This window comes from Roseicella aerolata (genome assembly GCF_020523605.1).
GTDB classification, from domain to species: Bacteria; Pseudomonadota; Alphaproteobacteria; order Acetobacterales; family Acetobacteraceae; genus Paracraurococcus; species Paracraurococcus aerolatus.
This window is the reverse complement of record NZ_JAJAQI010000017.1, coordinates 88,459-111,926: the sequence shown is the minus strand read 5'-3', so window position 1 is coordinate 111,926 and position 23,468 is coordinate 88,459. Positions and strand designations below refer to the sequence as shown.

The window sequence follows — 23,468 nt, the reverse complement described above, 5'->3', positions numbered from 1 at the left end:
TAACGGTTTCGCAATTTCTACTCCTGATTGCTTTTGGCCATGACTCCTTCAGCACAGGAGCGAATGGCCATGAAGCGGCAGCGGGACCGTAAGTTTTTCGGTTATGTGAAGGTCGAACTCCAGTCGCAGTCACCGCGCCGCTGGACCTGGAGCGTGCGCCGGGACACCAGCGACATGGTGGCCTTCCGCTCCGACGCCCCCTACGCCTGCGCGGAGGATGCCTGGCGCGCAGGCCAGCAGGTCCTCACCGCGCTGGAGCAGGGCACGCTGGTCGACCGGCAGCGTGCCACGGTCGGCGCGGACTGACAGCAAAGGGCGGGCCGCAGGGCGCGCTGCGGCGCCCCGCGCTGGAGCAGATCGCGGACGACCGTGAACGCCCGGGCGCGAGACTCTGCTCTATAATCAATGACCTATAGCGGATGGCGTTCAATTCTGAACGCCATCCGCTGTGGTCTCACTCCGCCGCCGGCTGGGGCGGGGCGTAGATACGCCCGCCATCGTTGCGGAAGCGCTCGGCCATCTCCTCCATGCCCTTCTCCGCCGCCGCGCGGATATCCTGGCTGATCTTCATGGAGCAGAATTTCGGCCCGCACATGGAGCAGAAATGCGCCAGTTTGGCGCCTTCCGCCGGCAGGGTCTGGTCGTGGAATTTCTCCGCCGTCTCGGGGTCGAGGGAGAGGTTGAACTGGTCCCGCCAGCGGAACTCGAAGCGGGCACGGGACAGAGCATCGTCGCGCAGCTTCGCCGCCGGATGGCCCTTCGCCAGGTCGGCGGCATGGGCGGCGATCTTGTAGGTAATGACACCCACCTTCACGTCGTCCCGGTCCGGCAGGCCGAGATGCTCCTTCGGCGTGACGTAGCAGAGCATCGCCGTGCCGAACCAGCCGATCATGGCCGCGCCGATGCCGGAGGTGATGTGGTCGTAGCCCGGCGCGATGTCGGTGGTGAGCGGGCCCAGCGTGTAGAAGGGCGCCTCCCCGCATTCGCGGAGCTGCTTGTCCATGTTCTCCTTGATCTTGTGCATCGGCACATGGCCGGGGCCCTCGATCATCACCTGCACATCGCGCGCCCAGGCGATCCGCGTCAGCTCGCCCAGCGTCTCGAGCTCTGCGAACTGCGCGGCGTCATTGGCATCGGCGATGGAGCCTGGCCTGAGGCCGTCGCCGAGCGAGAAGCTGACGTCATAGGCCCGCATGATCTCGCAGATCTCGTCGAAGCGCTCGTAGAGGAAATTCTCCCTGTGATGCGCCAGGCACCACTTCGCCATGATCGAGCCGCCGCGAGAGACGATGCCGGTGACGCGCCTTGCCGTCAGCGGGATGTAGGGCAGCCGCACCCCGGCATGGATGGTGAAGTAGTCCACCCCCTGCTCGGCCTGTTCGATCAGCGTGTCGCGAAAGATTTCCCAGCTCAGCTCCTCGGCCTTGCCGCCCACCTTCTCCAGCGCCTGGTAAATCGGGACGGTGCCGATCGGCACCGGGCTGTTGCGGATGATCCACTCGCGCGTCGTGTGGATGTTCCGGCCCGTGCTGAGGTCCATCACCGTGTCCGCGCCCCAGCGGATCGCCCAGACCAGCTTGTCCACCTCCTCGCCCACCGAGGACCAGACCGCGCTGTTGCCGATATTGGCGTTGATCTTCACCAGGAAATTCCGGCCGATCGCCATCGGCTCGGATTCCGGGTGGTTGATGTTGGCGGGGATGATGGCGCGGCCGCGGGCGACCTCGTCGCGAACGAATTCGGGCGTGACGTGATCCGGGATGGCGGCGCCGAAGCTCTCGCCGTCCCGGGCCGCGGCCTCGCGCGCCCGCTCGCGGCCGAGATTCTCCCGGATCGCCACATACTCCATCTCGGGCGTGATGATCCCGGCACGGGCATAGGCGAGCTGGGTCGGGCAGGCGCCCGGCCTCGCCCGCAGCGGCCGGCGGCCGGCGCGGTCGAAGACGGGCACGCGGCGCTGCTCGCCAGCCTTCAGCCCGTCATCCTCCGGCTTCGGCTCCCGGCCCTCATAGGCCTCGACATCACCACGGCCCTCGATCCAGGCGCGGCGCAGCCCGGGCAGGCCGCGACGGATATCGGTGGGCTGCGCGGGGTCGGTATAGGGGCCGGAGGGATCATAGACCCTGAGCGGCGCTTCGCCGCCGCCGACCGCGATCTCGCGCATCGCCACGCGCAGATCCGGGTGCAGCACGCCCGGCACATGCAGCTTGCGGGAGGCCGGCAGCGGGCCGGTCGTCACCTGCAGCAGATCGGGGGGAAGGGTATCGGGCACTTGGACCTCCTCAGGACAAGGGAGATCCGGGGACACTGAATGCGCGGGGCGGACGTGCCCCCGATGGGGGGCGACGCCCGAAGGTTCCTGTCCCTACGCCGGCATGACCCGGATCAGGTTCAAAGGGTCACGGCGCCCTAGCCGTATCTCAGCCCCATGCGGGGCACCCCTTGGAACATCACCGAGCCTGCTGCCGGCCCGTGATCCTGTCAACGCGGCATCGCCGGCCGGTCAGACCGGCTCGCGCGTCTCCGGCTGCGGACCGTCATAGTCCGGCTCGCCTTCCAGGGCGTGGCCATTGACCTGGCCGTTCATCTCGGCCGGCTCGGCGGTGTTGCCGTCGCCGCCGTCCTGTTGCTCGGGATTCGGCTGGTAGCGGCGCTGGTGGCCGTGCTGGCCGCCCTCACGCTGCTGCTGCGCCTGGTTCATGGCGTTGAGGATACGGAAGTAGTGCTCGGCGTGCTGGAAATAGCCCTCGGCCATCACCCGGTCGCCGGAGCTGGTCGCATCGCGGCCGAGCTGGAGGTACTTCTCGAAGAGCTGCTGGGCCGTGCCGCGCAGCCGCATGTCCGGACCGTTCGAGTCGAAGACATGGTTGCGGTTCATCGGCTGGTGGCCGGACTGGCGGAACTGCCCGCCGCCGCCACCGCCACCCCCACCGCCACCACCATGCCGATGGTTGCGGCCGCGCATGCGTTTCATGTTCATCGGTATTGCGTCTGCCGTCTCGCAGGTGGGCCGCCCCGCCCGCCCCCGGGCCTTCCGGATGCGCGCAGCCAAAGCGGTCGATCTCGTCCAAAGGCGTTGCGGCCGGCGTGAGTCCCACAGCCCGTCCGCTGCACGACCCACGCGCCTTGGCGGCGGGACCTGCCCGTCCGCCCACGAGGGCCTGCCGCAAGCTAGCCCCAGCCGGGCGGGCCGCCAATCGCTTTTTTTCGCAAGGGGCCCGCTCGTGCCCCGCGCGTTAAGCCCTGACCTGCCGCCGGCGTCTGCGGCATGACAGGCGTCAGCAGGCCATGAGCCAGGGTTCAGGGCGCCGGCAGGACCGGCAGGCAGGCGTGGCGCCCTGGCCGCTTCAGGGCTGCCGGTTCGCGGCATCCCCTTATGGAAGGGCTCGGTTCCTGACCGGCCGGAAGGCCGGCGCGCCGGCCCTTTTCCCCGCCGGTCCGGCCGCCACGAAGGGGCAGGCGCCCGGCCCGGCGATGAGGCTGCCGGAGGCCGGGAGGCCGCCGCGGCCGAGGCGTTCAGGCAGCGTGCGAGGCACAAGATTGTGACAGCGCATGTAGCAGCCATGGCCTCTGCCTGACTCAGGCCATGGCCAGCACCAGCGCGCGCGGCACCCCGCCCAGATCCATCCGGCAGCCCAGCGCATGGATGCCATGCGCAGCGGCGATGGCCTCCACCGCCGCCTGCTGCCCCTGGCCGAGTTCCAGCACTGCCCGCCCGCCGGGCGCGAGCAGCCCGGGCAGCGCGGCGGCAATGGCCCGGTAGGCGTCCAGCCCATCCGCGCCGCCATCCAGGGCCGAGGCAGGCTCATGCCGCGCCACCTCCGGCATCAGGCCGGGAATGGTGGCGCGTTCGATATAGGGCGGATTGCTCAGCACCAGGTCGAACCGGCCGCCGATGGGCGCGGCCCAGTCGGCCACGGCGAAGCGGGCACGGTCGCCGAGGCCGAGCCGGGCGGCATTGTCGCGCGCCAGCGCCGCCGCCGCCGGCACGCGGTCCAGGCCGAGGCCGGTGGCCCCGGGAAACTCGGTCAGCGCCGCCAGCAGCAGGCAGCCCGTGCCGGTGCCGAGGTCGAGCACGCGGCGCACGGCGCGGCGGTCGGGGAAGGCCCCGATCGCCGCCTCGATCAGCGCCTCGGAATCCGGGCGCGGGATCAGCGTCGCGGGGGAGACGGCGAAGGGGAGCGACCAGAACTCCTGCTCCCCCAGCAGATGCGCGATCGGCGCGCGGTCGAGCCGGCGGCGCAGCAGATCGGCGAAGCGGGCGGCGGCCTCGGGCGCCACCGGGGCGCGCGGGTCGCGCAGCAGGTCCTCCTGCCGGCAAGCCATGGCATGCGCCAGCAGCAGCCGCGCCTCCAGCCGGGGAGTCTCGATGGCGGCGGCGCGCAGGTGCTGGCCGGCCCGGCAGAGGAAGAAACCGACCGTGCCGGCGGGATCGGCGCAGGCGGTCACGCGCCCACCCTCTCCCCGGCAGCCGGGGCGGAGAGGATCGCCCGGCCTGCCCTCACTCGCCCTCGGCGGCCAGCCGCGCCGCCTCGTCCTCGGCCGTCAGGGCGTCGATGATCTCGTCGAACTCGCCCAGCATGACGCGGTCGATCTTGTGCAGGGTCAGGCCGATGCGGTGGTCGGTCACGCGCCCCTGGGGGAAGTTGTAGGTGCGGATGCGCTCGCTGCGGTCGCCGGTGCCCACCTGGCCCTTGCGGTCGGCGGCGCGGGAGGCGGCGGCGCGGGCCCGCTCGGCTTCGAAGATGCGGGCGCGCAGCACCTTCATCGCCTTGGCGCGGTTCTTGTGCTGGGACTTCTCCTCCTGCATCGCCACCACCGTCCCGGTCGGGATATGGGTGATGCGGACGGCGCTGTCGGTCTTGTTCACATGCTGCCCGCCGGCGCCGGAGGCGCGGTAGGTGTCGATCCGCAGGTCGGCCTCGTTGATCTGCACGTCCACCTCCTCCGCCTCCGGCATGATGGCGACGGTGACGGTGGAGGTGTGGATGCGGCCCTGGGTCTCGGTCGCCGGCACCCGCTGCACGCGGTGCACGCCGCTTTCGTATTTCAGCCGGGCGAAGACACCCTTCCCGGCGATCTCGGCGACGGCCCCCTTCACCCCGCCAAGGTCGCTCTCATCATACTCCATCACCTCGAAGCGCCAGCGCCGCGCCTCGGCATAGCGCTGGTAGGCGCGGAACAGCTCGGCGGCAAACAGCGCCGCCTCGTCGCCGCCGGCGGCGGGGCGGATCTCCAGGATGGCGCTGCGCTCATCCGCCGAATCCTTCGGCAGCAGCATGAGGCGCACCTCGCGCTCCAGCCGCGGCACGGCTTCCTTCTGCGCGAGGTACTCGTCCTCGGCCAGCTCGCGCAGCTCGGGGTCGGCCAGCATGGCCTCGGCCTCGTCCCGCGCCCGCTCTGCGGCACGCAGCGCCTCCACCTTCTCGACCAGCGGCTCGAGCTCGGACAGTTCCTTGGAGAGGGCACCGAACTGGCTGCCCTCGGCGGTCGAGAGGAGGTGCTTCAGCTCCTCCGCGCGGGTCAGGACCCGATCGAGTTTCTCCGCGATGCTCACCGGCTCTCCGTCTCGCCGCCGAAATCCTCGTCGAGATCATCCACCTCGCCGCCGAGTTCCTCCTCCAGGATGCCCTGCAGCATGGCATGCATGGCGCTCTCGACCGCGCCGGTCTCGGCCAGCGTCCGCAGCAGATCCTCCATCGCCACCCGCTCCTGCGAGCCCTTGTCGAGGTTCCTCACCACGACCTTGCCCTCGGCGAGTTCCTCCTCGCCCAGGATCACCGCGGCGCCGGCATTGATCCTGTTCGCCCGCTCCATGCGGCGCTTCATGTTGCCCTTGTAGGCAATCTCGGCGACCACGCCGTGCTCGCGCAGCGATTGCAGCACGTTGATCGCCGCGGCCTCCGCCGCCTCGCCCACCGGGATGACCGCGACCGGGCGGGGCGCCGGCGGGGTCAGTTCGGCCGCCTCCACCAGCAGGGTGAGCCGCTCCACGCCCGCCGCCCAGCCGACCGAGGGGGTGGGCGGCCCGCCCATCTCCTCGACCAGGCCGTTGTAGCGGCCGCCGCCCATCACCGTGCCCTGGGCGCCGAGCCGTTCGGTGACGAATTCGAAGGCGGTGTGGCTGTAGTAGTCGAGGCCCCGGACGATCCGCGGGTTCTCCCGGAAGGACACGCCGAAGGCCGTGAGGTGGCGTTTCACCGCGGCGTAGAACTCCGCCGCCTCGGGCGTCAGGTGGTCATGGATGGTGGGCGCCGCGGCGACCAGCGCCTTGTCCCGCGGATCCTTGCTGTCGACGATCCGCAGCGGGTTCTTCTCCAGCCGCGCCCGGCTGTCCTCCGACAGGTCGTTCCTGTGCGCGGTGAAATAGGCGATCAGCGCGGCCCGGTAGGCATCGCGGCTGGCGGCATCGCCGAGCGTGTTGATCTCCAGCACCGTGCCCTCGTCGATGCCGAGTTCCTGCTGGATGTGCCAGCCGCAGGCGATCACCTCGGCATCCGCCAGCGGCTCGGCGGCGCCCAGCACCTCGATGCCGATCTGGTGGAACTGCCGGTAGCGGCCCTTCTGCGGCCGCTCGTAGCGGAACATCGGCCCGGCATAGAAGACCTTGCGGGGCAGGTTCGACTGGGTGAGGCCGTTGGTCACCAGGGCGCGGCAGACGCCGGCGGTATTCTCCGGCCGCAGGGTGATGTTCTCCCCGCCCCGGTCCTCGAAGCTGTACATCTCCTTGGAGACGACATCGGAGGTGTCGCCCAATCCGCGGGAGAAGACCCGCGTGTCCTCGAAGATCGGCGTCGCCCATTCCTCGAAGCCATAGAGGGTCGCGACCCGCCGGGCGGTCTCGATGACGAGGTGGTGGCGGCGGAAATCGGCGCCGATCAGGTCATGGGTGCCGCGGACGGGCTGGAGCGGAGCTTGGGCCATGGGTCGCGGTTTGCCCCGTGATGGGGCGGGGGGCAAGGGTTCAGGGGGCGATGAGGTCGTGGGCGGGGAAACAGGCCCGGTCGCGGCACGGGTCGCGGGCGGTCAGCGGCAGTCCGCCGGAGCGCATCCCGCCGCGTCGGCGGCAGGCGAGGTGCGCCCGGGACGCCGGGAACAGGGCCTCCGGCAGGCTGCCCTGCATTATAATGCCGGCCGGCAGCCAGGCGCCCGGGGCCAGGACCCTCAACGCACCGCCAGCGTCAGCGCCACGAAGAGCACCAGGTTCACCCCCGCCAGCAGCCCGAGCCGCCGCAGCGCCGCGTCCCGCCGGGCCAGGTCCTCATCCAGCCCCGGCACGCGGTGCCGCCCGAGCATCCCAACCAGCAGCGCCGAGAAGCCGAAGCCATGCACGGCACCGCCCTCCCCTCGTCTATTCCGCCGCCTGGGCGGTCGCCTGGGCGGTCGCCTCGGCGGCCTTCCTCGCCGCCTCCTCGGCCTCGATCGCGGCGGCCTTCTTCTCCACCAGCCCGACCAGGTGGTCCACCATCGCCGCCTCGTCGATGGTGTGGTCGGTCCTGCCCGCGGCATAGACCATATGCCGCCCGGCGCCGCCGCCGGTCAGGCCGATATCGGTCATCAGCGCCTCGCCCGGCCCGTTCACCACGCAGCCGATGATGGAGAGGGTGATCGGCGTCTCGATATGCGCCAGCCGCTCCTCCAGCGTCGCGACCGTCCTGATGACGTCGAAGCCCTGCCGGGCGCAGGAGGGGCAGGAGATGATCTTCACCCCGCGGTGCCGGAGGCCGAGGGACTTCAGCATCTCCCAACCCACATGCACCTCCTCCTCCGGCTCGGCCGAGAGGGAGACGCGCAGCGTGTCGCCGATCCCGGACCAGAGCAGGTTGCCGAGGCCGATCGCGCTCTTCACCGTGCCGGTGCGGCGCCCGCCCGCCTCGGTGATGCCGATATGCAGCGGATGGTCGCACGCCTCGGCCAGTTGCTGATAGGCGGCGACGGCGAGGAAGACGTCGGACGCCTTCACGCTGATCTTGAACTCGTGGAAATCCTCGTCCTGCAGATGGGCGGCGTGCCAGAGCGCGCTCTCGACCAGCGCCTCCGGGTTCGGCTCGCCATACTTCTCCAGCAGGTGCTTCTCGAGGCTGCCGGCATTCACGCCGATGCGGATGGAACAGCCATGGTCGCGGGCGGCCTTCACGACCTCCTTCACCCGCTCCTTGCTGCCGATATTGCCCGGATTGATCCGCAGGCAGGCGGCACCGGCCTTCGCCGCCTCGATGGCGCGGCGGTAGTGGAAGTGGATGTCCGCCACGATCGGGACGTTCACCTCGCGCACGATCTCATGCAGCGCGGCGGTGCTCTCCGGCGTCGGGACGGAGACGCGGACGATATCGGCACCGGCCAGTTCGCAGCGGCGGATCTGCTCGATCGTCGCCTTGGCGTCCTCGGTCGGCGTGTTGGTCATGCTCTGCACGCTGATCGGCGCATCGCCGCCGACGAGCACCTTCCCCACCCGGATCTGGCGAGACTTGCGGCGCAGGATCTGCTGGTAGGGGCGATAGCTCATGAGGCGCGGATTCCCGGATCAGCCGAGGTGTGTCGCGGGCGCGGAACCATGCCGGGCAGCCTGACGCCCGCCGGCGATCCGCGCCCGGTCGGGCGGAATATGGCAGCGCCGGCGGCATTCACCTAGGGCGCTTTGGCGCTGCCGGCCATGCGCAAAGGCCGGCCCGGCAAATGTCACCGGAGCGTCACGCCGGCAGCGGCCGGTGCCAGGGCCGCGCCGGACAGGGCCTATTGCGGCTGGGGCGCCTGGGCCGGGCGCGGGGCCGCGGGCGCCGCCGCCGGCTGGATCGGCTGGCCGGATTTCAGCCTCTCGGCGTCGATCGGCAGGTCGCGCCGCACCGATTGCCCGGCGCCAAGGCCGGGCGTCACCTGGCCATCCACCAGGATCTCCAGCCCGCCGGCATTGCCGGTGGAGAGCAGCAGCCCCTCCTTCGGCGGCACCTGCCAGCTCTCGCCGGGGCGCAGCACGCGGTTGACCAGCACCGGGCCGCGCGGCTCGCGCACCTGGATCCAGACCTCGGCCCGGGCGCGCAGCAGCACGCGGCCCTCCCCGGCGGCCGGGACCGGCGCGGCGGCGGGCGGGGCGGCAGGAGAGGTGGTCGGCGGCGTCGCGGGCCGGGCCGGGCCGGGCGGGGGCGCCGCCGCCGCGGCGGTCGGGCCGGGTGGCGGCGCGGCAGGCATGGCCGCGGGCGGGGACAAGGTGGGGGCGGCAACGGGTGGGGTCTCGGGCGGGCTGCCCTCGCGCAACGCCTGCTCGATCGCCGGCGGGGGCGGCGGCACCGCATCCACCGTCCGCGTCCCGCTGCCGGACCACTGGTACCAGCCGATATAGGCGCCGAGCGCCACCACCACGCCGGCCAGCATCACCGCCCCGGCAGGGACACCACGATCGGGCACCGGCTCGGGGAAGACCAGGTCGGTCTTGCGGGCGACATTCGGCCCGCTCGCCTCCCGGAAGCGGCGCACCACCTCATCCTCGTCGAGGCCGAGGGCACGGGCATAGGCGCGGACGAAGCCGACCGCATAGGCCGGCGCCGGCAGGTCGCGGACCCGCCCTTCCTCCAGCGCCGCCAGATAGACCCGCCGGATGCGGAGCGACTGGGCGAGGTCCTCGATGGACAGGCCAAGGGTGAGCCGGGCATCACGCAATTCGGCGCCGAGCCGGGTCGGCTCGGTGCTCGCAGCCTCAAAGGGGGTCAGGCGCTTCATGTCGTCGGGCACGCCTCGCGATGTACCGCGCGGGCCGGACGGCGGCAAATCGATTTCACATTCCCGTGACGACATCTCATGCCACGGCCCCTCGAATTTCAGCCCTCACGATCCGCCTCAGAACCAGCGGCCGTTGATGACAACCCGGCAACGGCCTCTCAATCGCCGGTCGGTCTGCTCCGCAGACCTTGGCGGGAGCAGATCGCGGACGGGCGTGAACCTGCCCTACAATCAATGGTCTACAGTAGACTGGCGTTCAGCCCTGAACGCAATCCGCTGCAGGCCGCACCGGCGGCGGCGCCCGGTCGGGCGCCCGGCATGGAGGGAAGCTCCATGCCCTCGGGATCAGGCAGCGCCGCCCTGCTGCCGCGCCGCGATGGCCGCCTCCGCCTGGGCGATCAGCTCGGCGATGATCTCGGCGGCCGGCTGCTCCCTGGTCACCATCCCGACGCTCTGGCCGGCCATCAGGCTGCCCTGCTCGACATCGCCGTCGATCACCGCGCGGCGCAGCGCGCCGGCCCAGAAATGCTCGATCTCGAGCTGGGCGTCCTCCTTCGAGACCTCGCCGGCCTGGAAGCGCGCCAGCACCTTCGCCTGGTGCTCCATGAAGCGCTTGGTGCCCTCGTTCACCAGGGCGCGGACCGGGATGACCGGGAAGCGCTCGTCGATCTGCACCGTCGGCACCGCGTCGCGCGCCGCACCGCGGATGAAGGCCTGCTTGAACTTCGGATGGGCGATGCATTCCGTCGCGCAGACGAAGCGGGTGCCGAGCTGGGCGCCGGCCGCCCCCATCTCGAGATAGGAGAGGATCGCCTCGCCCCGGCCGATGCCGCCGGCGACGAAGACCGGGACCTCCTTGGCCATGGTCGGCAGGATCTCCTGCGCGAGCACATTGAGGCTGACCGGCCCGATATGCCCGCCCGCCTCGGAGCCCTCGATCACCAGCGCGTCCGCCCCGCTGCGGACCAGCTTCTTCGCCAGCGCCAGCGCGGGCGCGAAGCAGACCACCTTGGCGCCGCCCGCCTTGGCCGCCTTGATGGCGGAGGCCGGCGGGATGCCGCCGGCGAAGACGATGTGGCCGACCTTGGCCGCGAGGCAGACCTCCACCAGCTGCTCCAGCCGCGGATGCATGGTGATGAGGTTCACGCCGAAGGGCCTGTCGGTCAGCGCCTGGGTGCCGGCGATCTCCTCGGCCAGCCGCGGCGGCTCCATGGCGCCGCAGGCGATGACGCCGAAGGCGCCGGCATTGGAGAGAGCGGCGACCAGGTGGCGCTCGCTCACCCAGCTCATCGCCCCGCCCATGATGGCGTAGCGGGAGCCGAAGAAGGCCGCGCCGCGGGCCATCAGGCGGTCGAGCACGGCCGACGCTCCGGTGGCGGGCGGCAGGGCGGCGGATGGGCTGGGGGCGAGCGTGTCCATCGCCTCAGGCCGCCGGACCGTCGAGGTCATAGGCGCTGTGCAGGGCGCGCACCGCGAGCTCCGTGTACTCGGCGCCGATCAGCACGCTCACCTTGATCTCGCTGGTCGAAATGACCTGGATGTTGATGCCCTTCTCGGACAGGGCGCGGAACATGGTGTTGGCGACGCCGGCATGGCTGCGCATGCCGACCCCGACCACGCTGATCTTGGCGACATCCGGGTCGGCCAGGATCGAGTCGAAGCCGAGCTCGCCGCGCGCCTTCTCCAGCACGTCCTTCGCCCGCGCCAGGTCCGCCTTGCCGACCGTGAAGGTCATGTCCGTGGTGCCGTCGGCGCCGATATTCTGGACGATCATGTCCACGTTGCAATTGGCCGTGGCGAGCGCACCGAAGACGCCGGCGGCGATGCCCGGCCGGTCCGGCACCCGCCGCAGCGTCACCTTCGCATCGTCCCGTGAATAGGCGATGCCGCTCACGATGGGCTGTTCCACGATCTCGTCCTCATCAACCACCAGGGAGCCTGGCTTGTCCTCGAAGCTGGAGAGCACCTGCACCCGCACCCGCTGCTTCATGGCGAGTTCGACCGAGCGGGTCTGCAGGACCTTGGCACCCACCGAGGCCAGTTCCAGCATTTCCTCGTAGGAAATGCGCTCCAGCTTGCGGGCGCGCGGCACGATCCGGGGGTCGGTGGTGTAGATCCCGTCCACATCCGTATAGATGTCGCAGCGATCGGCCTTCACCGCCGCGGCGATGGCGACGGCCGAGAGGTCCGAGCCGCCGCGGCCGAGGGTAGTGACGCGGTTGCGCGCCGGCTCGATCCCCTGGAAGCCGGCGATGACCGGCACCTGGCCTTCCCGCATGCGCTCGATCAGCAGGCCGCCCTCGATCCGCTCGACCCGGGCCTTGCCATGCGCGCCGTCGGTGATGATCGGCACCTGCCAGCCCTGCCAGGAGCGGGCATCGACCCCTATGGTCTGCAGCGCGATGGCCAGCAGGCCGATCGTCACCTGCTCGCCGGTCGCGACCACCGTGTCGTATTCCCGGGCATCGTGCAGGGGCGAGAGTTCCTGGCACCATTTCACCAGCTGGTTCGTCACGCCGGACATGGCGGAGACGACGACGGCAACCTCGTTCCCCGCCTCCACCTCCCGCTTCACGCGTTGGGCGACATTGCGGATGCGGTCGAGATCGGCGACGGAGGTGCCGCCGAACTTCATCACGATGCGGGCCATCAGGGGGCGCTTCCCGGGGAGTGTGGGGTCGTTTCACGGCGGGTCCGCGCGGTTGCGCCCGCGCGAAGGCCGGCACAGATACCCATCCGGCCCCCGCGCTGCAACATTCGCGAGCGAAGGGTAACCATCGGACCGGATCGCGGGCCGGCCGGAGGCACGAGCGCCCCGCCAGCCCGCGCGAATCCGGTCCGCATCAGGTGCAGGAAGGACCAGGGCGGATGGCGGACTTCCCGGGCGGCGCAGGGGCCGGCACGGCGATCGGGGCGGAGATCGCCAAATTCGACCGGCTGGCGGCGGAATGGTGGGACCCCAGGGGCCCGATGCGGCCGCTGCATGCCATGAACCCGGCCCGGATGGGCTGGATCATCGCCCGGATCGCCCGGCGGCACGGCCGGGATCCGGCGGCCGCGCGGCCGCTGGAGGGATTGCGGGTGCTGGATGTGGGCTGCGGCGCCGGCCTGGCCTCCGAGGCGCTGGCGCGGGCCGGGGCGCGGGTGACGGGGCTGGATGCCGCCGGCGCCGCCCTCTCGGCCGCCCGGGCGCATGCCACGGCCGGGGGGCTCGCCATCGACTACCGGGAGGGCCGGCCGGAGGACCTGCTGGCCGCCGGCGAGGGCGGGTTCGACGCCGTGCTGGCGCTGGAGGTGATCGAGCATGTGGCGGACCGGGAGGGATTCTGCCGCCACCTGGCCGGGCTGGTGAAGGCGGGCGGTCCGGTCTTCCTCTCCACCCTCAACCGCACGCCGCGCTCCTTCCTGATGGCGAAGCTCGGGGCGGAATACCTGCTGCGCCTGCTGCCGGTCGGCACGCATGACTGGCGGATGTTCGTCCGCCCGGCGGAGCTTGGCGCCGATCTGCGCCGGGCCGGGCTGCGCGTGGCGGATATCGCCGGGCTGATCATGGACCCGCTGACCGGACGCTGGCGGGTCGGGCGGGATGTCGGGGTGAACTACATGGTCATGGCGGTCGCGGGCTGATCCAGGGCCGTCGATGGCGGCCCATCGACGGCTCTCCTCCCTCGCCGGGCGGCCTGCCCCGTAGCCCGTGGCGGCGGCGGCCGTTCGGGCGCCCGGCATGAAGGGAACATTCATGCCGCGGGTATGAGGCCGGCGCGGCGGAGCGGGTCCGCAAGGCGCGGCCGCCCCGCGCTACTGCCGCCGTGCCTCCCCGATACGACGGCCGGCCCGGTCATAGCGGCGGATGGTGTCGCCATCGACCTCCGCCCGGCCGGTCAGGCGGCCCGCATTGTCATAGAGCCGGATGCTGTCGCCCCGGCGTTCCGCCCGGCCGGTCGCCCGGCCCGCATTGTCGTAGAACCGCGTGGTGCCGTCCCGCGTCTCGGCCCGGCCGACGGCGCGCCCGGCATTGTCGTAGAAGCGGGTCGAATCGCCCCGTGTCTCGGCCCGCCCGGTCGCCCGGCCGGCATTGTCGTAGAACCGCGTCGTGCCGTCCCGCTGCTCCTGCCGGCCGAGGCTCCGCCCCGCGGCGTCGTACTCCCGCAGCCGGCCGCTCTCCCAGCCCTGCGCCGCCGCCGGCAGGGCCGGCGCCAGCAGGCCGAGCACCAGCAGCAGGGCCCGGCGGATCATCCGTCGGCGCGCGGCACCCAGGGAAGCCGGGCGACCTCGATCCCTTCCTCCTGCAGCGCCGCCGCATCGGAATCGGAGGCCTCGCCATAGATGCCGCGCCGGTCGCTCTCGCCGCGGTGCATCTTGCGCGCCTCCTCGGCGAACTCCTTGCCGACATAGTCGCAGTTCTTCTCGACCTCGGCCCGCATGCGCTGCAGCAGCGCCAGGACCTGGGCCGGCACCGGCCCGGCGGCGGCCTGCGTGGCCCCCGGCGCGGGCACCGGCGGGGCGGCAGGGGCGGGCGCCGGCGGCGCCTCCTTCACCCGGGTCCGGCCCTTCTTCGGGATGGCGGGCGCCATCAGGCGCTTCGAGACCTCCGTGCCGCCGCAGACCGGGCATTCCACGAAGCCGGCCTTCGCCTGCTTGTCGAAGGCGGCGCTGTCCTTGAACCAGCCGTCGAATTCGTGCCCGGCACTGCAGCGCAGATCGTAATGGATCATCCCATGCTTTCCCTGGCCCGCGGCAAGGCCGGGGCCCGATCACCGATTATAAGGTGGCACTCCGCCAATGCGAGTGCCAAGCCCTTGCCGGGACGAAAAGAGGGGAGCGGCTCAGGTGGCCAGCAGGGCATCCAGCTTGCCGGCACGCTCCAGCGCGACCAGGTCGTCCGACCCGCCGATCGCCTGCCCATTGATGAAGATCTGCGGCACCGTGGTGCGGCCGCCGGAGCGCTCGATGGCGTCCCTGCGGGCCTGCGAGCCATGCGGCGCCTCCATCTCCTCGAAGGCGACGCCCTTCCTGCTGAGCAGCGCCTTGGCGCGCTCGCAATAGGGGCAGAAGAGTGTGGTGTAGATCTCGACCTTGGCCATGACCTGCAGTTTGGTTCGGCACGCGGCCGGGTCAAGCGGCCGTCACGGCCAGGCGACCATCAGGGTGACCATGGGGCTGGCCAGCAGGAAGGCGATCAGTGTCATCGCCAGCAACCGGCCGGCGGGAAGCCGTTCCGGGCCGGGCCGGCGCAGGACAGGACCGGCCCCTGCCGTCCTGGTGGACCCGATGCCATGGGCGCTGTGGGACATGCGGCCTCCTGCTGCCTGTCGGACGCGGACAAGGTGGCGCGGCGTGGTGAAGCGGCGGTGAACACCATCCTAGCCTGAACGCAGGACGCACGCTGGGGTTGAGAGATGAACACTCCATGACTGCGCGGCGCCATGCCGCTCAGCGCGGCGCCTCCAGCCGCGGGTCCGGCACCCGCGCCGCCGCCAGCACATCCACCGCGGCGGCCCCCGCCGCCAGCAGCGCCCGGGCGCAGGACTCGGCCGTGGCGCCGGAGGTCATGACGTCATCCACCAGCAGCACGCGCCGCCCGGCGATCCGCGCGGCGCCGCGGCGGCTGACCGCGAAGGCCCCGTCCAGCAACGCCGCCCGCTCCGCCGCCCCCCGCTCGCCGAGCGGCGGGGTCGGCCGGCTCCGGCGCAGCAGGTCCGGCAGGTGCGGCAGCCCGGCCTGGCGCGCCAGGCCTCCGCTCAGCAGCGCCGCCTGGTTGTAGCGGCGCGACAGCAGCCGCCGCCAGTGCAGGGGCACCGGCGCCACCACCTCCGCCCGGGCCAGCAGCACCGCGCCGGCGCGGGCCATGTGCCGGGCGAGCGGGCCGGCGATCTCCGTCCGGTCGGCATGCTTGAAGGGCAGGATCAGCCGCCGCGCCCCGGCATCGTAGCGCAGCGCGGCGCGGGCGGCCTCGAAGGCGGGCGGCCGCGCCTCGCAGGCCGGGCAGAGCGGGCCGGTGCCGGCATGCGGAAAGGGCACGCCGCAACGGGCGCAGTGCGGGGCGGTGACGAAGGAGAGGGTGGCGAAGCAGGCGCCGCACAGGCTTCCCTGCACGTCCACGGGGGAGTCGCAGGTCAGGCAGTGCGGGGGGAGAAGCGCGTCCAGGACCAGCCCGGCCCAGCGGAACAGAACGGGGGCGCCGCCCCCGCGCCGGGTCCCCGTCGAAGGCGGGACACCTTCGACGGGAGCCCGCCCCCGCCGGGGCCAGAGCCTGGCCCCGGACCCCGACATTAGTGCGCGACCTCGCCGAAGCGGGCGTCGCCGTCGCGGGCGACCTCATGCACCAGGTCGATCTCCCAGGAGAGATATTCCCGCATCGCCGCCTCGACCCCGTCATTGCGGTCATAGGGGCGGAGATAGACATCGATGCAGTCGGCATCCTCCGGGTTGCGGCGATCCGCCCGCAGCGGCAGCCCGGCCGCCTTCCAGGCGGCGATGCCGCCCGCCAGCACCGAAACGGGGCCAAGGCCGAAACCCTCCAGCTCCGGCACCGCCAGCCGCGCCACCGCCTCCTCCGGCGCCGCCACCACGATCCGCCGGCCGGCCTGCAGCCGCGGCCGCAGCGCCGCCAGCCGCGTCCGCACGCCCCAGAGCGCGCCGGGCAGATACCCCTCCCGGAAGTCGAGGGAGCGGGAGAGCTGCACCACCTGCGCCGTCCCGGCCTCCAGCGCCGCGGCCAGCCCGGCCGGCGCCACCAGGGCGGGGGCGAGCGCCGCCGCCTCCGGGCAGTCCGGCACCCAGGGCCCGGCCTCCAGCGGGCCGGAGGGGCCGCCCTCCAGCACAAAGACCTCCCAGCCGCCGAGCTGCCGCAGCCAGCCGCCGGTCATGCGGGCGCGGACGCCGTCGCGCGAAGGCACGCCGAAGGCGTTCCCGTCCACCAGCACGATCCGCGCCCCGCGCACCGCGACCCAATTGTCGGTCCCCTGCACGAGCTGCCCGCCCGGCGCCATGCGGCTGCCCGGCAGGTGGCCGGCCAGGTACTCCTCCGGGTCCCGCACATCGAGGACATAGGTCGTCCGCGACGCATCCGCCTGCAGCGCGGCGAGCCCGGCGCGGTCGACGACCTTCACGCCCCAGCGTTCGGCGAAGGCCGTGGCGCGCGCCAGCGCCGCCTCCAGCCCCGCCGGCGTGCCGCGCGGGAAGCTCGCCGTCCTGCCGCGGTCGCATTCGAGGCCGGCCAGCTCCCAGCCCATGGTGCCGTTGCGCAGCGCGACCACCTTGTTGGGCACGCCGGCGCTGCGCAGGCTCTCCGCCCCCATGATGCTGCGCGTGCGCCCGGCGCAGTTCACCACGATGGTGGTCTCCGGCCGCGGCGCGATCTCGCCGATGCGGTAGACCAGCTCCCCGCCCGGCACGTCGATCGCGCCGGGGATGGACATGCGGCGGAACTCGTCCAGGGGGCGGCTGTCCAGCACCACCATGTCCTGGCCGGCCTCCATCATCGCGCGCAGCTCCGCCGGATCGACCGAGGGCGTGTGGTAGCGGTGCTCCACCCATTCGCCGAAGGCCTTGGACGGCACGTTCACGCCGGAGAAGAGCACGTAGCCCGCGGCGTCCCAGGCCCGGGTCCCGCCCACCAGCACGGAGACATCGGTGCAGCCGATCCCTTCGAGATAGGCCGCCAGCCTCTCCGCCAGCCCCCCCTCCCCGCCATCCACGCAGCAGATGCGCACGCCGCGGCGCGGCAGGATGGCGCGCGCGCGCAACTCGATGCGCGAGAACGCGCAGGGATTCGCCCAGAACAGGTGGGACCGGCCGAACTCCCCATCCTCCCGCGCATCGAGGATGGCGAGTTCCCGCCCATCCCCGATCCAGGCCTTCAGCGTCGCCGCGTCGATGCTGCGCATGGTCCCCCCTCAGCCCGCCGCGGTCGCGGTCGGCTTCATGAAGTTGCGGTTGTAGGGGATCACCTGCCCGCTCTCCATGTCGTAGGCCTTGCGGTCGTCCAGCCGCTCCAGCGCCAGGCCGTACATGTGCAGGTGGCGCGTCGGCCTCTCGCCGGTGGTGTGGATGGAGTGGATGTCATCGGGCATCAGGCAGATGCCGCGCCCCGGCTCCACCATCACCTCCTCCCTGAGCCGGATCTCGCAGCGTGCCGGGTCGCGGCCGTCATCCAGCCGCTCATAGACCCGGTTCAGCTCCTGCCCGTCCACCGCCACCACCACCGCCCAGGTGGTGTGGTCATGCGGCTTCGTCTCGTTCCCCGGGTTCAGCGCGTTCAGGTAGAGCGCGAAGCGGCCGCCCGGATCGCTGTGCAGCAGGTAGCGGTTGCTGCCCTTCTCGCCGTTCGGCGGGGCCGGGAATTCGGCGGAGGGGAAGAGGTGCCCGTGCCGCGCCAGCGCCAGCAGTTCTTCCCGGATCATCGCCAGGGTCTCGCGCGTGACGCCGTATTTCGCCTCGAGCACCCGGATGCGGTCGACGGTGGCGCCGATGGCGGCGGCGCGCGTCGCCTTCACGTCGGTGGCGTGCATGGCCGTTTTCCTCCTCCTGCCCCGCCCCCGCGGCGCACCGCAGGGGCGGGCGGCCCAGGCTGGCACGCCTCGGCCCGCCCGGCTACCGCAGGCAGCGGAGCAGCACCGTGGAGGGCTCCGCCACCTCCCCCACATCCGCCGGCGTCAGGCCGGGCCGGGCCGCCGCGCCGGTCGCGGGCTCCACGCCATGGCGGCGGAGGAAGTCCAGCGCCTCCCGCCCCTTCACCGCGAAATTGACGTTCTGCGGCAGGTCGCCCGTCACCTGCGCGATGCGCTGGGCGTTCAGCTTGGAGACGACGACCCCGATCACCCGCCCGCTCATGTCGAGGAGCGGCCCGCCGGAATTGCCCGCCTGCACCGGCGCGCTGATCTGGAAATGCCGCTGGTTGTCGCGCAGCCCGGACAGCGCCGAGACATCGCCGGTGGTCAGCGTCGCCCCCGCGCTCAGCATGCCGGCGAAGGGGAAGCCGTAGGTCACCACCCCTTCCCCGCGCCGCACCTCCGGCCCCTGGCGGAAGGTGAGCGGCGGCCCGACCTCCCCGCGCGTGGTCAGCAGCGCCAGGTCGCGCTCGGTATCCCGCGCCGTGAGGGTGGCCGGCACCTCCACGCCGCGGGCGGTGCGGGCGCGCAGCTCGGTGCAGCCCTCGGCGACATGCCAGTTGGTCAGCAGCCGCCCCGGCGCGACGACGAAGCCGGTGCCGGAGGAGACGGGGCGCCGCCCGCCACCGCCCGGGCCGCCGAAGGGGTTCGCGCCCGGCGGCAGGGGCGGTGGCTTGGTGGTGGGCAGCGCGGTCGGCTGCTGCCCGGCGCCGGGCAGCGGCTTGCCGCCGGGGCCGCCCGGCGCCGGGGCGGCATCGAGCGGCGGCGGCTTGGGCTGGGCCCAGGCCGCCATGGGAAGGCCGGCACAGGCGGCCGCGATGAGCATGGACGGGAGGACACGCATGGCCAGAGCCTGCCGGGGCTGCCCGCGCCGGGTCAATCGCGCCGGGTCACAACAGACCCTCCCGCCGCAGGGAGACATGCCGGCCATTGCCGATGATCAGGTGGTCATGCAGCACGATGCCGAAGACCTGGGCCGCCGCCTTGATCTCCCCCGTCATCTCGATATCGGCGCGGGAGGGGGTGGGATCGCCGCTCGGATGGTTGTGCACCAGGATCATGGCGGTCGCCTGCAATTCCAGGGCGCGCTTCACCACTTCCCGTGGATAGACCGGGGTGTGGTTGACCGTGCCCTTGCCCTGCGCCTCATCGGCGATCAGGCGGTTGCGGGTGTCGAGGTAGAGGACGCGCACATGCTCGACGCGCTCCCGCGCCAAGTGGATGGTCAGGTAGTCGATCAGCCGGTCCCAGCTCGTCAGCTCGATGACCTGCTTCGCCTCTTCCTGCGCCAGCCGGAGCGCGGCGGCCTGCACGATCTTGAGCGCGGCGGCGCCGGCCTCGCCAAGGCCCCTCACCCCGCGCAGCTCGATCAGCGGGGCGGCGATGGCATTGCCGAAGCTGCCGAAGCGGGTGAGCAGGGCATGCGCGATCGGCTTGGTGTCGCGCCGGGGCAGCGCGAGGAACAGCACCATCTCCAGCAGTTCGTGATCGAGGACCGAGTCCGGCCCCGCCTTCAGGAGGCGCTGGCGCATCCGGGCGCGGTGGCCGTGATGGCCAGGCGCCTCGGCCTCCTCCGCCGGATCGGGCAGCAGGCCGGGCAGCCGGGCCGTGGCCGGGGCGCGGCGGCGGTGTCCCGTCGGCGTGCGGGGTGACAGGATCGGGTCCAGCGGCGGCAGCGGCCGCGACAGCCCCGCATCCGACAGGCCCTGATCGGCATCAGCCTTGCGCATGACATGCCCTCAACCCCCTGGGGCATATCGTGGGTGATCGCGCCGGGTCAATAATACCGTCTACGAAAAGACAGCGCCGCCCGGCGGATGGCCCGGCAAAGCGGGCGATGCCAACGGTCCCGCATATCGACCCCTGCGGCGCGGGCGCCAGCCCGCGCCGGGGCGCTTCTGCGGCCGGCCGCCAGTGCGGCGCGCCTGCCCCGAAGCGGTCACGCATCCGGTCCATCGGCATCCGAGGCACGGCGATGCCCGGTGCGCCGAGGGAAAGCTTTGGCCTGGACCGGCGCTGGAGGCGGGTCCGCCCGCGCCGGACCGGCAACATCGACAGCGGCCGCAACACCGGGATGAGGAGCGGAACTCCTCGGACCGGCCAGGGTGTCCGCCACCGCCGGCCTCCGCCCGATCCTGGTCCGGCCGAGGCGCGGGCAGGCCGATGCACCTGCCGCCCCGGCGGCAGGCGGGGCGCTGCGGGGCGAAACGACAGGCGCCGCAGGGCGTGTCGATGCCGGTGCGCGGTCCTTCCGTACTTCCGCATCAGACCGAGCCTGCAAACCGCCTCCCTGGTGGCCCGTCGTGATTGCCACACCTTGCAGTGAGCGAACGGCGCGGAAGCGCCTCATTGCGTTGGGTCAAGGTCCCGGCGACGTATACTGTCGATTGTAGGCTTGCCTACCAAACCGGAGGGACCGCATGTCTGTTCGCCACGGCTTCATTCTGCTTTGCAGCGGCCTTGCCCTGGCCGCCTGTACCCAGCAGCCCCGCCCCCAGGCCCAGGCGCCCCGCCAGGCCCCGGCCGCCATGAGCGGCACCGCCGCCGGCAGCGGCGAGACGCCGCTCGAGGCCGCGGCGCGGGCGCGGGCCGGAGAGGGTTGCGTGGATGCGAGCCCGGGCATGCCGCGGATCACCGGTGCGGATCAGGGTGTCCCGCAGGTCCAGTACCAGGGCCGCCCGGCCGGCGCCGGCGCGGGCGATCCATCCCGCCGCCTTGGCCAGTACGGCATGCAGCAGAGCTGCCCCTGACCCAGGCATCGCCGCCAGCCTCGCGGCTGGCGGCACGCCCTGGGGGACCCGGAGCCGACCGCAGAGGGGCGTCAAGGTCGCGGGAGCCTGCATCCTCCCCGGGCGCGATGACCTGCGGCGGCCGGGCGTTCGGGCATGAATGCTATCCGCGGCACCCCGGCAGCCTCACCGGCACGGGCCGGAACGGCGGGGCTTCCGCAGGCCCGGACGGGTCACGCGCCGGCCGCTGCAGGCAATCCGGATGACGTCCCGGGCCGCCTGGCGGCGGATCATGCCGGCCGGCCCTGATCTGCCGCCGGCAGGACCGGCCCGCCCGGGATGACGGAGGCCGCCTTCAGCCCGGCGGCGCCCTTCTCCGTTCAGACCGCGTAGGGCGGCCGGTGCAGCCCGCCGGGCGAGAGGGTGAAGACCTCGCACCCCGTCTCGGTCACGCCCACCATGTGCTCGAACTGGGCGGAGAGGCTGCGGTCCCGCGTCACCGCAGTCCAGCCGTCATCGAGGATCTTCACCTCCGGCCGGCCGGCATTCACCATCGGCTCGATGGTGAAGAACATGCCCGGCTTCAGCACCGGCCCCTCTCCCGGGCGGCCGAAATGCAGCACGTTCGGCGGTTCGTGGAAGCGGCGGCCGATGCCATGGCCGCAGAAGTCGCGCACCACGGAGAAGCGGTGGCGCTCCACGAAGCGCTGGATGGCATGGCCGATATCGCCGAGCGTCGCGCCCGGCTTCACCGCCGCGACGCCCAGCATCATCGACTCATAGGTCACGTCCAACAGCAGCCGCGCCTTGGTCGAGGGCTGGCCCGCCACGTACATCCGGCTGGAATCGCCATGCCAGCCATCGAGGATGACGGTGACGTCGATATTGACGATGTCGCCCTCGGCCAGCACCCGCTCGCCCGGGATGCCGTGGCAGACCACATGGTTGATCGAGGTGCAGATCGACTTCGGATAGCCGCGATAGCCGAGCGGCGCCGGCGTCGCGCCATGCGCCAGGATGTGATCGTGGCAAAGGCGGTCCAGCTCGCCGGTGGTGACGCCGGGGCGGACATGCGGGGTGATCATGTCGAGCGTCGCTGCCGCCAACTGGCCTGCCCGGCGCATGCCCGCGAAATCCTCGGGGGCGTGGAGGGTGATGCGGCGGGAATCGCCGCCCTGCTGATCCATGGGTCTCGGCTGTCTCTGGCGCAAAGCGAATACCCCCAACATGCGCGCCGGGAAGGCGGGAAGCAAGCGGGCGCCCGGTCGCAGGGTTGCGATGATGCCCTGCGCCAGGCGCAGGTCTTGGCGATCCTGGCCGCCCGGCCGGTGGCGGGAGGCCCGGGCCACGGGTCCGGCGGCGCGATCCCGCAGGGCGGGGGGCATCACGAAACCCGGCTGCCCCAACCGGAGGAGGCAGGCGGGCGGATGACGTTCAGCGGCGCCTGCGGGCCGGGACGCGGCCCCGCCCGTCGCGGCCGCCCGGCGCGCATCCCGGCTCAGTGCGGCCGGCCGCGCCCCGCCGCCTCGCCAGCGCCCCGCTCCTCGGTGCCCAGCGCATCCGCCAGCCGCACCGTCGCGCTGCCGGGCCGGGCGGGCTTCGACTGGCTCTCATGCGGCGACCAGCCGGTCATGACCAGCAGCCGGAAGCTCGCCGGGATGCCCTCCGCCGCCTCGGGCAGGCGGCTCGCCGCCAGCGGCAGCAGGGCGCGCGGCGGCGTGCGGCCATCGCGCGCCAGCACGGCATTCGTCTCGCCCGCCGCTCGCAGGTCGCGGAACAGCGCCATCGGGCTGCGGTAGCGGACCGGCAGCGCCTCGGCATCCGCGACCGGCAGGGCGAAGCCCGCGCGTTGCAGCAGCGCCGCCAGGTCGCGCAGTTCGGGAAAGGGCGAGACCCGCGGCGAGAGGCCGCCGCGCAGCTCGCTCTCCGCCCCGGCCAGCGCCTCCCGCAGCTCCTGCAGCGTGCCGAGGCCGGGGAGCGAGGCGAGGAACAGCCCGTCCGGCTTCAGGGCGCGGCGGATCTGCAGCAGGGCGCCGGGCAGGTCGTTCACCCAGTGCAGGGAGAGGCTGGCCACCACCAGGTCGAAGCTCTCCGGCGCGAAGGGCAGCCATTCCTCGTCGCCCGCGACCACGAGCCCCCCGGCCCTCGACGCCATGCGGGCGGAGAGGTCCATGGAGACCACGAAGGGGATGCCGCGCGCCCGGAGCAGCGGCGCCACCACGCCGCGGCCGCCGATCTCCAGCGCGCGGGTGAAGCGCCGCGTGGTGTCGTCCAGCCGGTCGAGCAGGCGGTCGGCCACCGCCTCCAGCACCGGTGCCACCTGCGCCACGGTCGCGGCCGCCCGGTCGCGGCGGAGGCGCACCAGGCGGCGGTCGAAGACCCGCATCGGGTCACTGGGGGAAAGGGTCATGCG

At 72.4% G+C, this 23,468-nt stretch carries 24 protein-coding genes and 1 riboswitch; of the genes, 3 read left to right on the top strand and 21 right to left on the bottom strand.

The annotated features are described in order from the left end of the window. Positions 1–63 precede the first annotated feature (63 nt). Positions 64–306, top strand: coding sequence for a hypothetical protein (locus LHA35_RS13070; protein ID WP_226608713.1), 243 nt, complete (start codon positions 64–66; stop codon positions 304–306). A 148-nt stretch (positions 307–454) separates the two neighbouring features. On the opposite strand, the gene thiC is transcribed toward LHA35_RS13070, so the two are convergent. The 10 genes from thiC to LHA35_RS13020 all read right to left on the bottom strand — a co-directional run bounded on the left by thiC (position 455) and on the right by LHA35_RS13020 (position 12,364). Beyond that, on the bottom strand, positions 455–2,272 hold the full coding sequence (gene thiC / locus LHA35_RS13065) for a phosphomethylpyrimidine synthase ThiC (RefSeq protein ID WP_226608712.1): 1,818 nt from the start codon (positions 2,270–2,272) through the stop codon (positions 455–457). 72 nt (positions 2,273–2,344) lie between these two features. After that, a riboswitch (TPP riboswitch) is annotated at positions 2,345–2,453 on the bottom strand. 50 nt (positions 2,454–2,503) lie between these two features. Beyond that, positions 2,504–2,974 carry a DUF4167 domain-containing protein gene (locus tag LHA35_RS13060; protein WP_408902322.1) on the bottom strand — a complete coding sequence of 157 codons (471 nt, stop codon included), beginning with the start codon at positions 2,972–2,974 and terminating at the stop codon, positions 2,504–2,506. Between the two features lie 605 nt (positions 2,975–3,579). After that, positions 3,580–4,449: a peptide chain release factor N(5)-glutamine methyltransferase gene (gene prmC, locus LHA35_RS13055; protein WP_226608710.1), complete on the bottom strand. Its 870-nt coding sequence runs from the start codon at positions 4,447–4,449 to the stop codon at positions 3,580–3,582. A 52-nt stretch (positions 4,450–4,501) separates the two neighbouring features. Continuing rightward, the gene (gene prfA / locus LHA35_RS13050; RefSeq protein ID WP_226608709.1) at positions 4,502–5,557 is read right to left on the bottom strand and encodes a peptide chain release factor 1; all 1,056 of its coding nucleotides are present in this window, start codon (positions 5,555–5,557) and stop codon (positions 4,502–4,504) included. Beyond that, a complete protein-coding gene (gene hisS, locus LHA35_RS13045; RefSeq protein ID WP_226608708.1) occupies positions 5,554–6,924 on the bottom strand; it encodes a histidine--tRNA ligase in 1,371 nt (456 codons plus the stop codon). The genes prfA and hisS overlap by 4 nt, the downstream gene beginning before the upstream one ends. 240 nt (positions 6,925–7,164) lie before the next feature. Next, the gene (locus LHA35_RS13040; protein ID WP_226608707.1) at positions 7,165–7,332 is read right to left on the bottom strand and encodes a hypothetical protein; all 168 of its coding nucleotides are present in this window, start codon (positions 7,330–7,332) and stop codon (positions 7,165–7,167) included. A gap of 19 nt (positions 7,333–7,351) precedes the next feature. Next, complete coding sequence (ispG, locus tag LHA35_RS13035) at positions 7,352–8,506, bottom strand: flavodoxin-dependent (E)-4-hydroxy-3-methylbut-2-enyl-diphosphate synthase (protein WP_226608706.1); 1,155 nt, start codon at positions 8,504–8,506, stop codon at positions 7,352–7,354. 227 nt (positions 8,507–8,733) lie between these two features. Continuing rightward, positions 8,734–9,726: a helix-turn-helix domain-containing protein gene (locus LHA35_RS13030; RefSeq protein ID WP_226608705.1), complete on the bottom strand. Its 993-nt coding sequence runs from the start codon at positions 9,724–9,726 to the stop codon at positions 8,734–8,736. Positions 9,727–10,059: 333 nt separating this feature from the next. After that, a complete protein-coding gene (locus LHA35_RS13025; RefSeq protein WP_226608704.1) occupies positions 10,060–11,133 on the bottom strand; it encodes an NAD(P)H-dependent flavin oxidoreductase in 1,074 nt (357 codons plus the stop codon). Between the two features lie 4 nt (positions 11,134–11,137). Continuing rightward, the gene (locus tag LHA35_RS13020) at positions 11,138–12,364 is read right to left on the bottom strand and encodes an aspartate kinase (RefSeq protein WP_226608703.1); all 1,227 of its coding nucleotides are present in this window, start codon (positions 12,362–12,364) and stop codon (positions 11,138–11,140) included. A 218-nt stretch (positions 12,365–12,582) separates the two neighbouring features. Between LHA35_RS13020 and ubiG the strand changes: the two genes are divergently transcribed. After that, entirely contained in the window at positions 12,583–13,341 is a 759-nt protein-coding gene (ubiG, locus tag LHA35_RS13015; protein WP_226608702.1) for a bifunctional 2-polyprenyl-6-hydroxyphenol methylase/3-demethylubiquinol 3-O-methyltransferase UbiG, read from the top strand. 171 nt (positions 13,342–13,512) lie between these two features. Here ubiG and LHA35_RS13010 read toward each other — a convergent pair whose 3' ends face one another. From LHA35_RS13010 to radC, 9 genes are all read right to left on the bottom strand, one after another. Beyond that, the gene (locus LHA35_RS13010) at positions 13,513–13,950 is read right to left on the bottom strand and encodes a type IV secretion protein Rhs (protein WP_226608701.1); all 438 of its coding nucleotides are present in this window, start codon (positions 13,948–13,950) and stop codon (positions 13,513–13,515) included. Further along, positions 13,947–14,429: a DUF1178 family protein gene (locus LHA35_RS13005; RefSeq protein ID WP_226608700.1), complete on the bottom strand. Its 483-nt coding sequence runs from the start codon at positions 14,427–14,429 to the stop codon at positions 13,947–13,949. The genes LHA35_RS13010 and LHA35_RS13005 overlap by 4 nt, the downstream gene beginning before the upstream one ends. 111 nt (positions 14,430–14,540) lie before the next feature. After that, entirely contained in the window at positions 14,541–14,798 is a 258-nt protein-coding gene (gene grxC / locus LHA35_RS13000; protein WP_226608699.1) for a glutaredoxin 3, read from the bottom strand. 42 nt (positions 14,799–14,840) lie between these two features. Further along, on the bottom strand, positions 14,841–15,008 hold the full coding sequence (locus LHA35_RS12995) for a hypothetical protein (protein WP_226608698.1): 168 nt from the start codon (positions 15,006–15,008) through the stop codon (positions 14,841–14,843). A gap of 139 nt (positions 15,009–15,147) precedes the next feature. Further along, the gene (locus tag LHA35_RS12990) at positions 15,148–15,987 is read right to left on the bottom strand and encodes a ComF family protein (protein WP_226608697.1); all 840 of its coding nucleotides are present in this window, start codon (positions 15,985–15,987) and stop codon (positions 15,148–15,150) included. Then, positions 15,987–17,603, bottom strand: coding sequence for a rhodanese-like domain-containing protein (locus LHA35_RS28645; RefSeq protein ID WP_264185512.1), 1,617 nt, complete (start codon positions 17,601–17,603; stop codon positions 15,987–15,989). Before LHA35_RS28645 ends, LHA35_RS12990 begins: the two co-directional genes overlap by 1 nt. A 9-nt stretch (positions 17,604–17,612) precedes the next feature. Continuing rightward, the gene (locus tag LHA35_RS12980) at positions 17,613–18,227 is read right to left on the bottom strand and encodes a cysteine dioxygenase family protein (protein WP_226608696.1); all 615 of its coding nucleotides are present in this window, start codon (positions 18,225–18,227) and stop codon (positions 17,613–17,615) included. An 82-nt stretch (positions 18,228–18,309) separates the two neighbouring features. Then, entirely contained in the window at positions 18,310–19,170 is an 861-nt protein-coding gene (locus LHA35_RS12975; RefSeq protein WP_226608695.1) for a S1C family serine protease, read from the bottom strand. Positions 19,171–19,216: 46 nt separating this feature from the next. After that, entirely contained in the window at positions 19,217–20,056 is an 840-nt protein-coding gene (gene radC, locus LHA35_RS12970) for a RadC family protein (protein ID WP_226608694.1), read from the bottom strand. Positions 20,057–20,854: 798 nt separating this feature from the next. On the opposite strand from radC, the gene LHA35_RS12965 reads away from it, so the two are divergent. Further along, positions 20,855–21,076 carry a hypothetical protein gene (locus LHA35_RS12965; RefSeq protein WP_226608693.1) on the top strand — a complete coding sequence of 74 codons (222 nt, stop codon included), beginning with the start codon at positions 20,855–20,857 and terminating at the stop codon, positions 21,074–21,076. A 359-nt stretch (positions 21,077–21,435) separates the two neighbouring features. Here the strand turns inward: LHA35_RS12965 and map are convergent, their stop codons facing one another. Further along, the gene (gene map / locus LHA35_RS12960; protein WP_226608692.1) at positions 21,436–22,242 is read right to left on the bottom strand and encodes a type I methionyl aminopeptidase; all 807 of its coding nucleotides are present in this window, start codon (positions 22,240–22,242) and stop codon (positions 21,436–21,438) included. Between the two features lie 311 nt (positions 22,243–22,553). Beyond that, a complete protein-coding gene (locus LHA35_RS12955; RefSeq protein ID WP_226608691.1) occupies positions 22,554–23,465 on the bottom strand; it encodes a methyltransferase domain-containing protein in 912 nt (303 codons plus the stop codon). Positions 23,466–23,468 lie beyond the last annotated feature (3 nt).

Bases quoted from the DNA above. Each gene is read 5' to 3' on its own strand.
- LHA35_RS13070 (WP_226608713.1), top strand. From the start codon at position 64: ATGGCCATGAAGCGGCAGCGGGACCGTAAGTTTTTCGGTTATGTGAAG.
- LHA35_RS13060 (WP_408902322.1), bottom strand. From the start codon at position 2,974: ATGAAACGCATGCGCGGCCGCAACCATCGGCATGGTGGTGGCGGTGGG.
- hisS (WP_226608708.1), bottom strand. From the start codon at position 6,924: ATGGCCCAAGCTCCGCTCCAGCCCGTCCGCGGCACCCATGACCTGATC.
- ispG (WP_226608706.1), bottom strand. From the start codon at position 8,506: ATGAGCTATCGCCCCTACCAGCAGATCCTGCGCCGCAAGTCTCGCCAG.
- LHA35_RS13025 (WP_226608704.1), bottom strand. From the start codon at position 11,133: ATGGACACGCTCGCCCCCAGCCCATCCGCCGCCCTGCCGCCCGCCACC.
- LHA35_RS13020 (WP_226608703.1), bottom strand. From the start codon at position 12,364: ATGGCCCGCATCGTGATGAAGTTCGGCGGCACCTCCGTCGCCGATCTC.
- ubiG (WP_226608702.1), top strand. From the start codon at position 12,583: ATGGCGGACTTCCCGGGCGGCGCAGGGGCCGGCACGGCGATCGGGGCG.
- LHA35_RS13010 (WP_226608701.1), bottom strand. From the start codon at position 13,950: ATGATCCGCCGGGCCCTGCTGCTGGTGCTCGGCCTGCTGGCGCCGGCC.
- LHA35_RS13005 (WP_226608700.1), bottom strand. From the start codon at position 14,429: ATGATCCATTACGATCTGCGCTGCAGTGCCGGGCACGAATTCGACGGC.
- grxC (WP_226608699.1), bottom strand. From the start codon at position 14,798: ATGGCCAAGGTCGAGATCTACACCACACTCTTCTGCCCCTATTGCGAG.
- LHA35_RS12995 (WP_226608698.1), bottom strand. From the start codon at position 15,008: ATGTCCCACAGCGCCCATGGCATCGGGTCCACCAGGACGGCAGGGGCC.
- LHA35_RS12990 (WP_226608697.1), bottom strand. From the start codon at position 15,987: ATGTCGGGGTCCGGGGCCAGGCTCTGGCCCCGGCGGGGGCGGGCTCCC.
- LHA35_RS28645 (WP_264185512.1), bottom strand. From the start codon at position 17,603: ATGCGCAGCATCGACGCGGCGACGCTGAAGGCCTGGATCGGGGATGGG.
- LHA35_RS12980 (WP_226608696.1), bottom strand. From the start codon at position 18,227: ATGCACGCCACCGACGTGAAGGCGACGCGCGCCGCCGCCATCGGCGCC.
- LHA35_RS12975 (WP_226608695.1), bottom strand. From the start codon at position 19,170: ATGCGTGTCCTCCCGTCCATGCTCATCGCGGCCGCCTGTGCCGGCCTT.
- radC (WP_226608694.1), bottom strand. From the start codon at position 20,056: ATGCGCAAGGCTGATGCCGATCAGGGCCTGTCGGATGCGGGGCTGTCG.
- LHA35_RS12965 (WP_226608693.1), top strand. From the start codon at position 20,855: ATGAGCGGCACCGCCGCCGGCAGCGGCGAGACGCCGCTCGAGGCCGCG.
- map (WP_226608692.1), bottom strand. From the start codon at position 22,242: ATGGATCAGCAGGGCGGCGATTCCCGCCGCATCACCCTCCACGCCCCC.
- LHA35_RS12955 (WP_226608691.1), bottom strand. From the start codon at position 23,465: ATGACCCTTTCCCCCAGTGACCCGATGCGGGTCTTCGACCGCCGCCTG.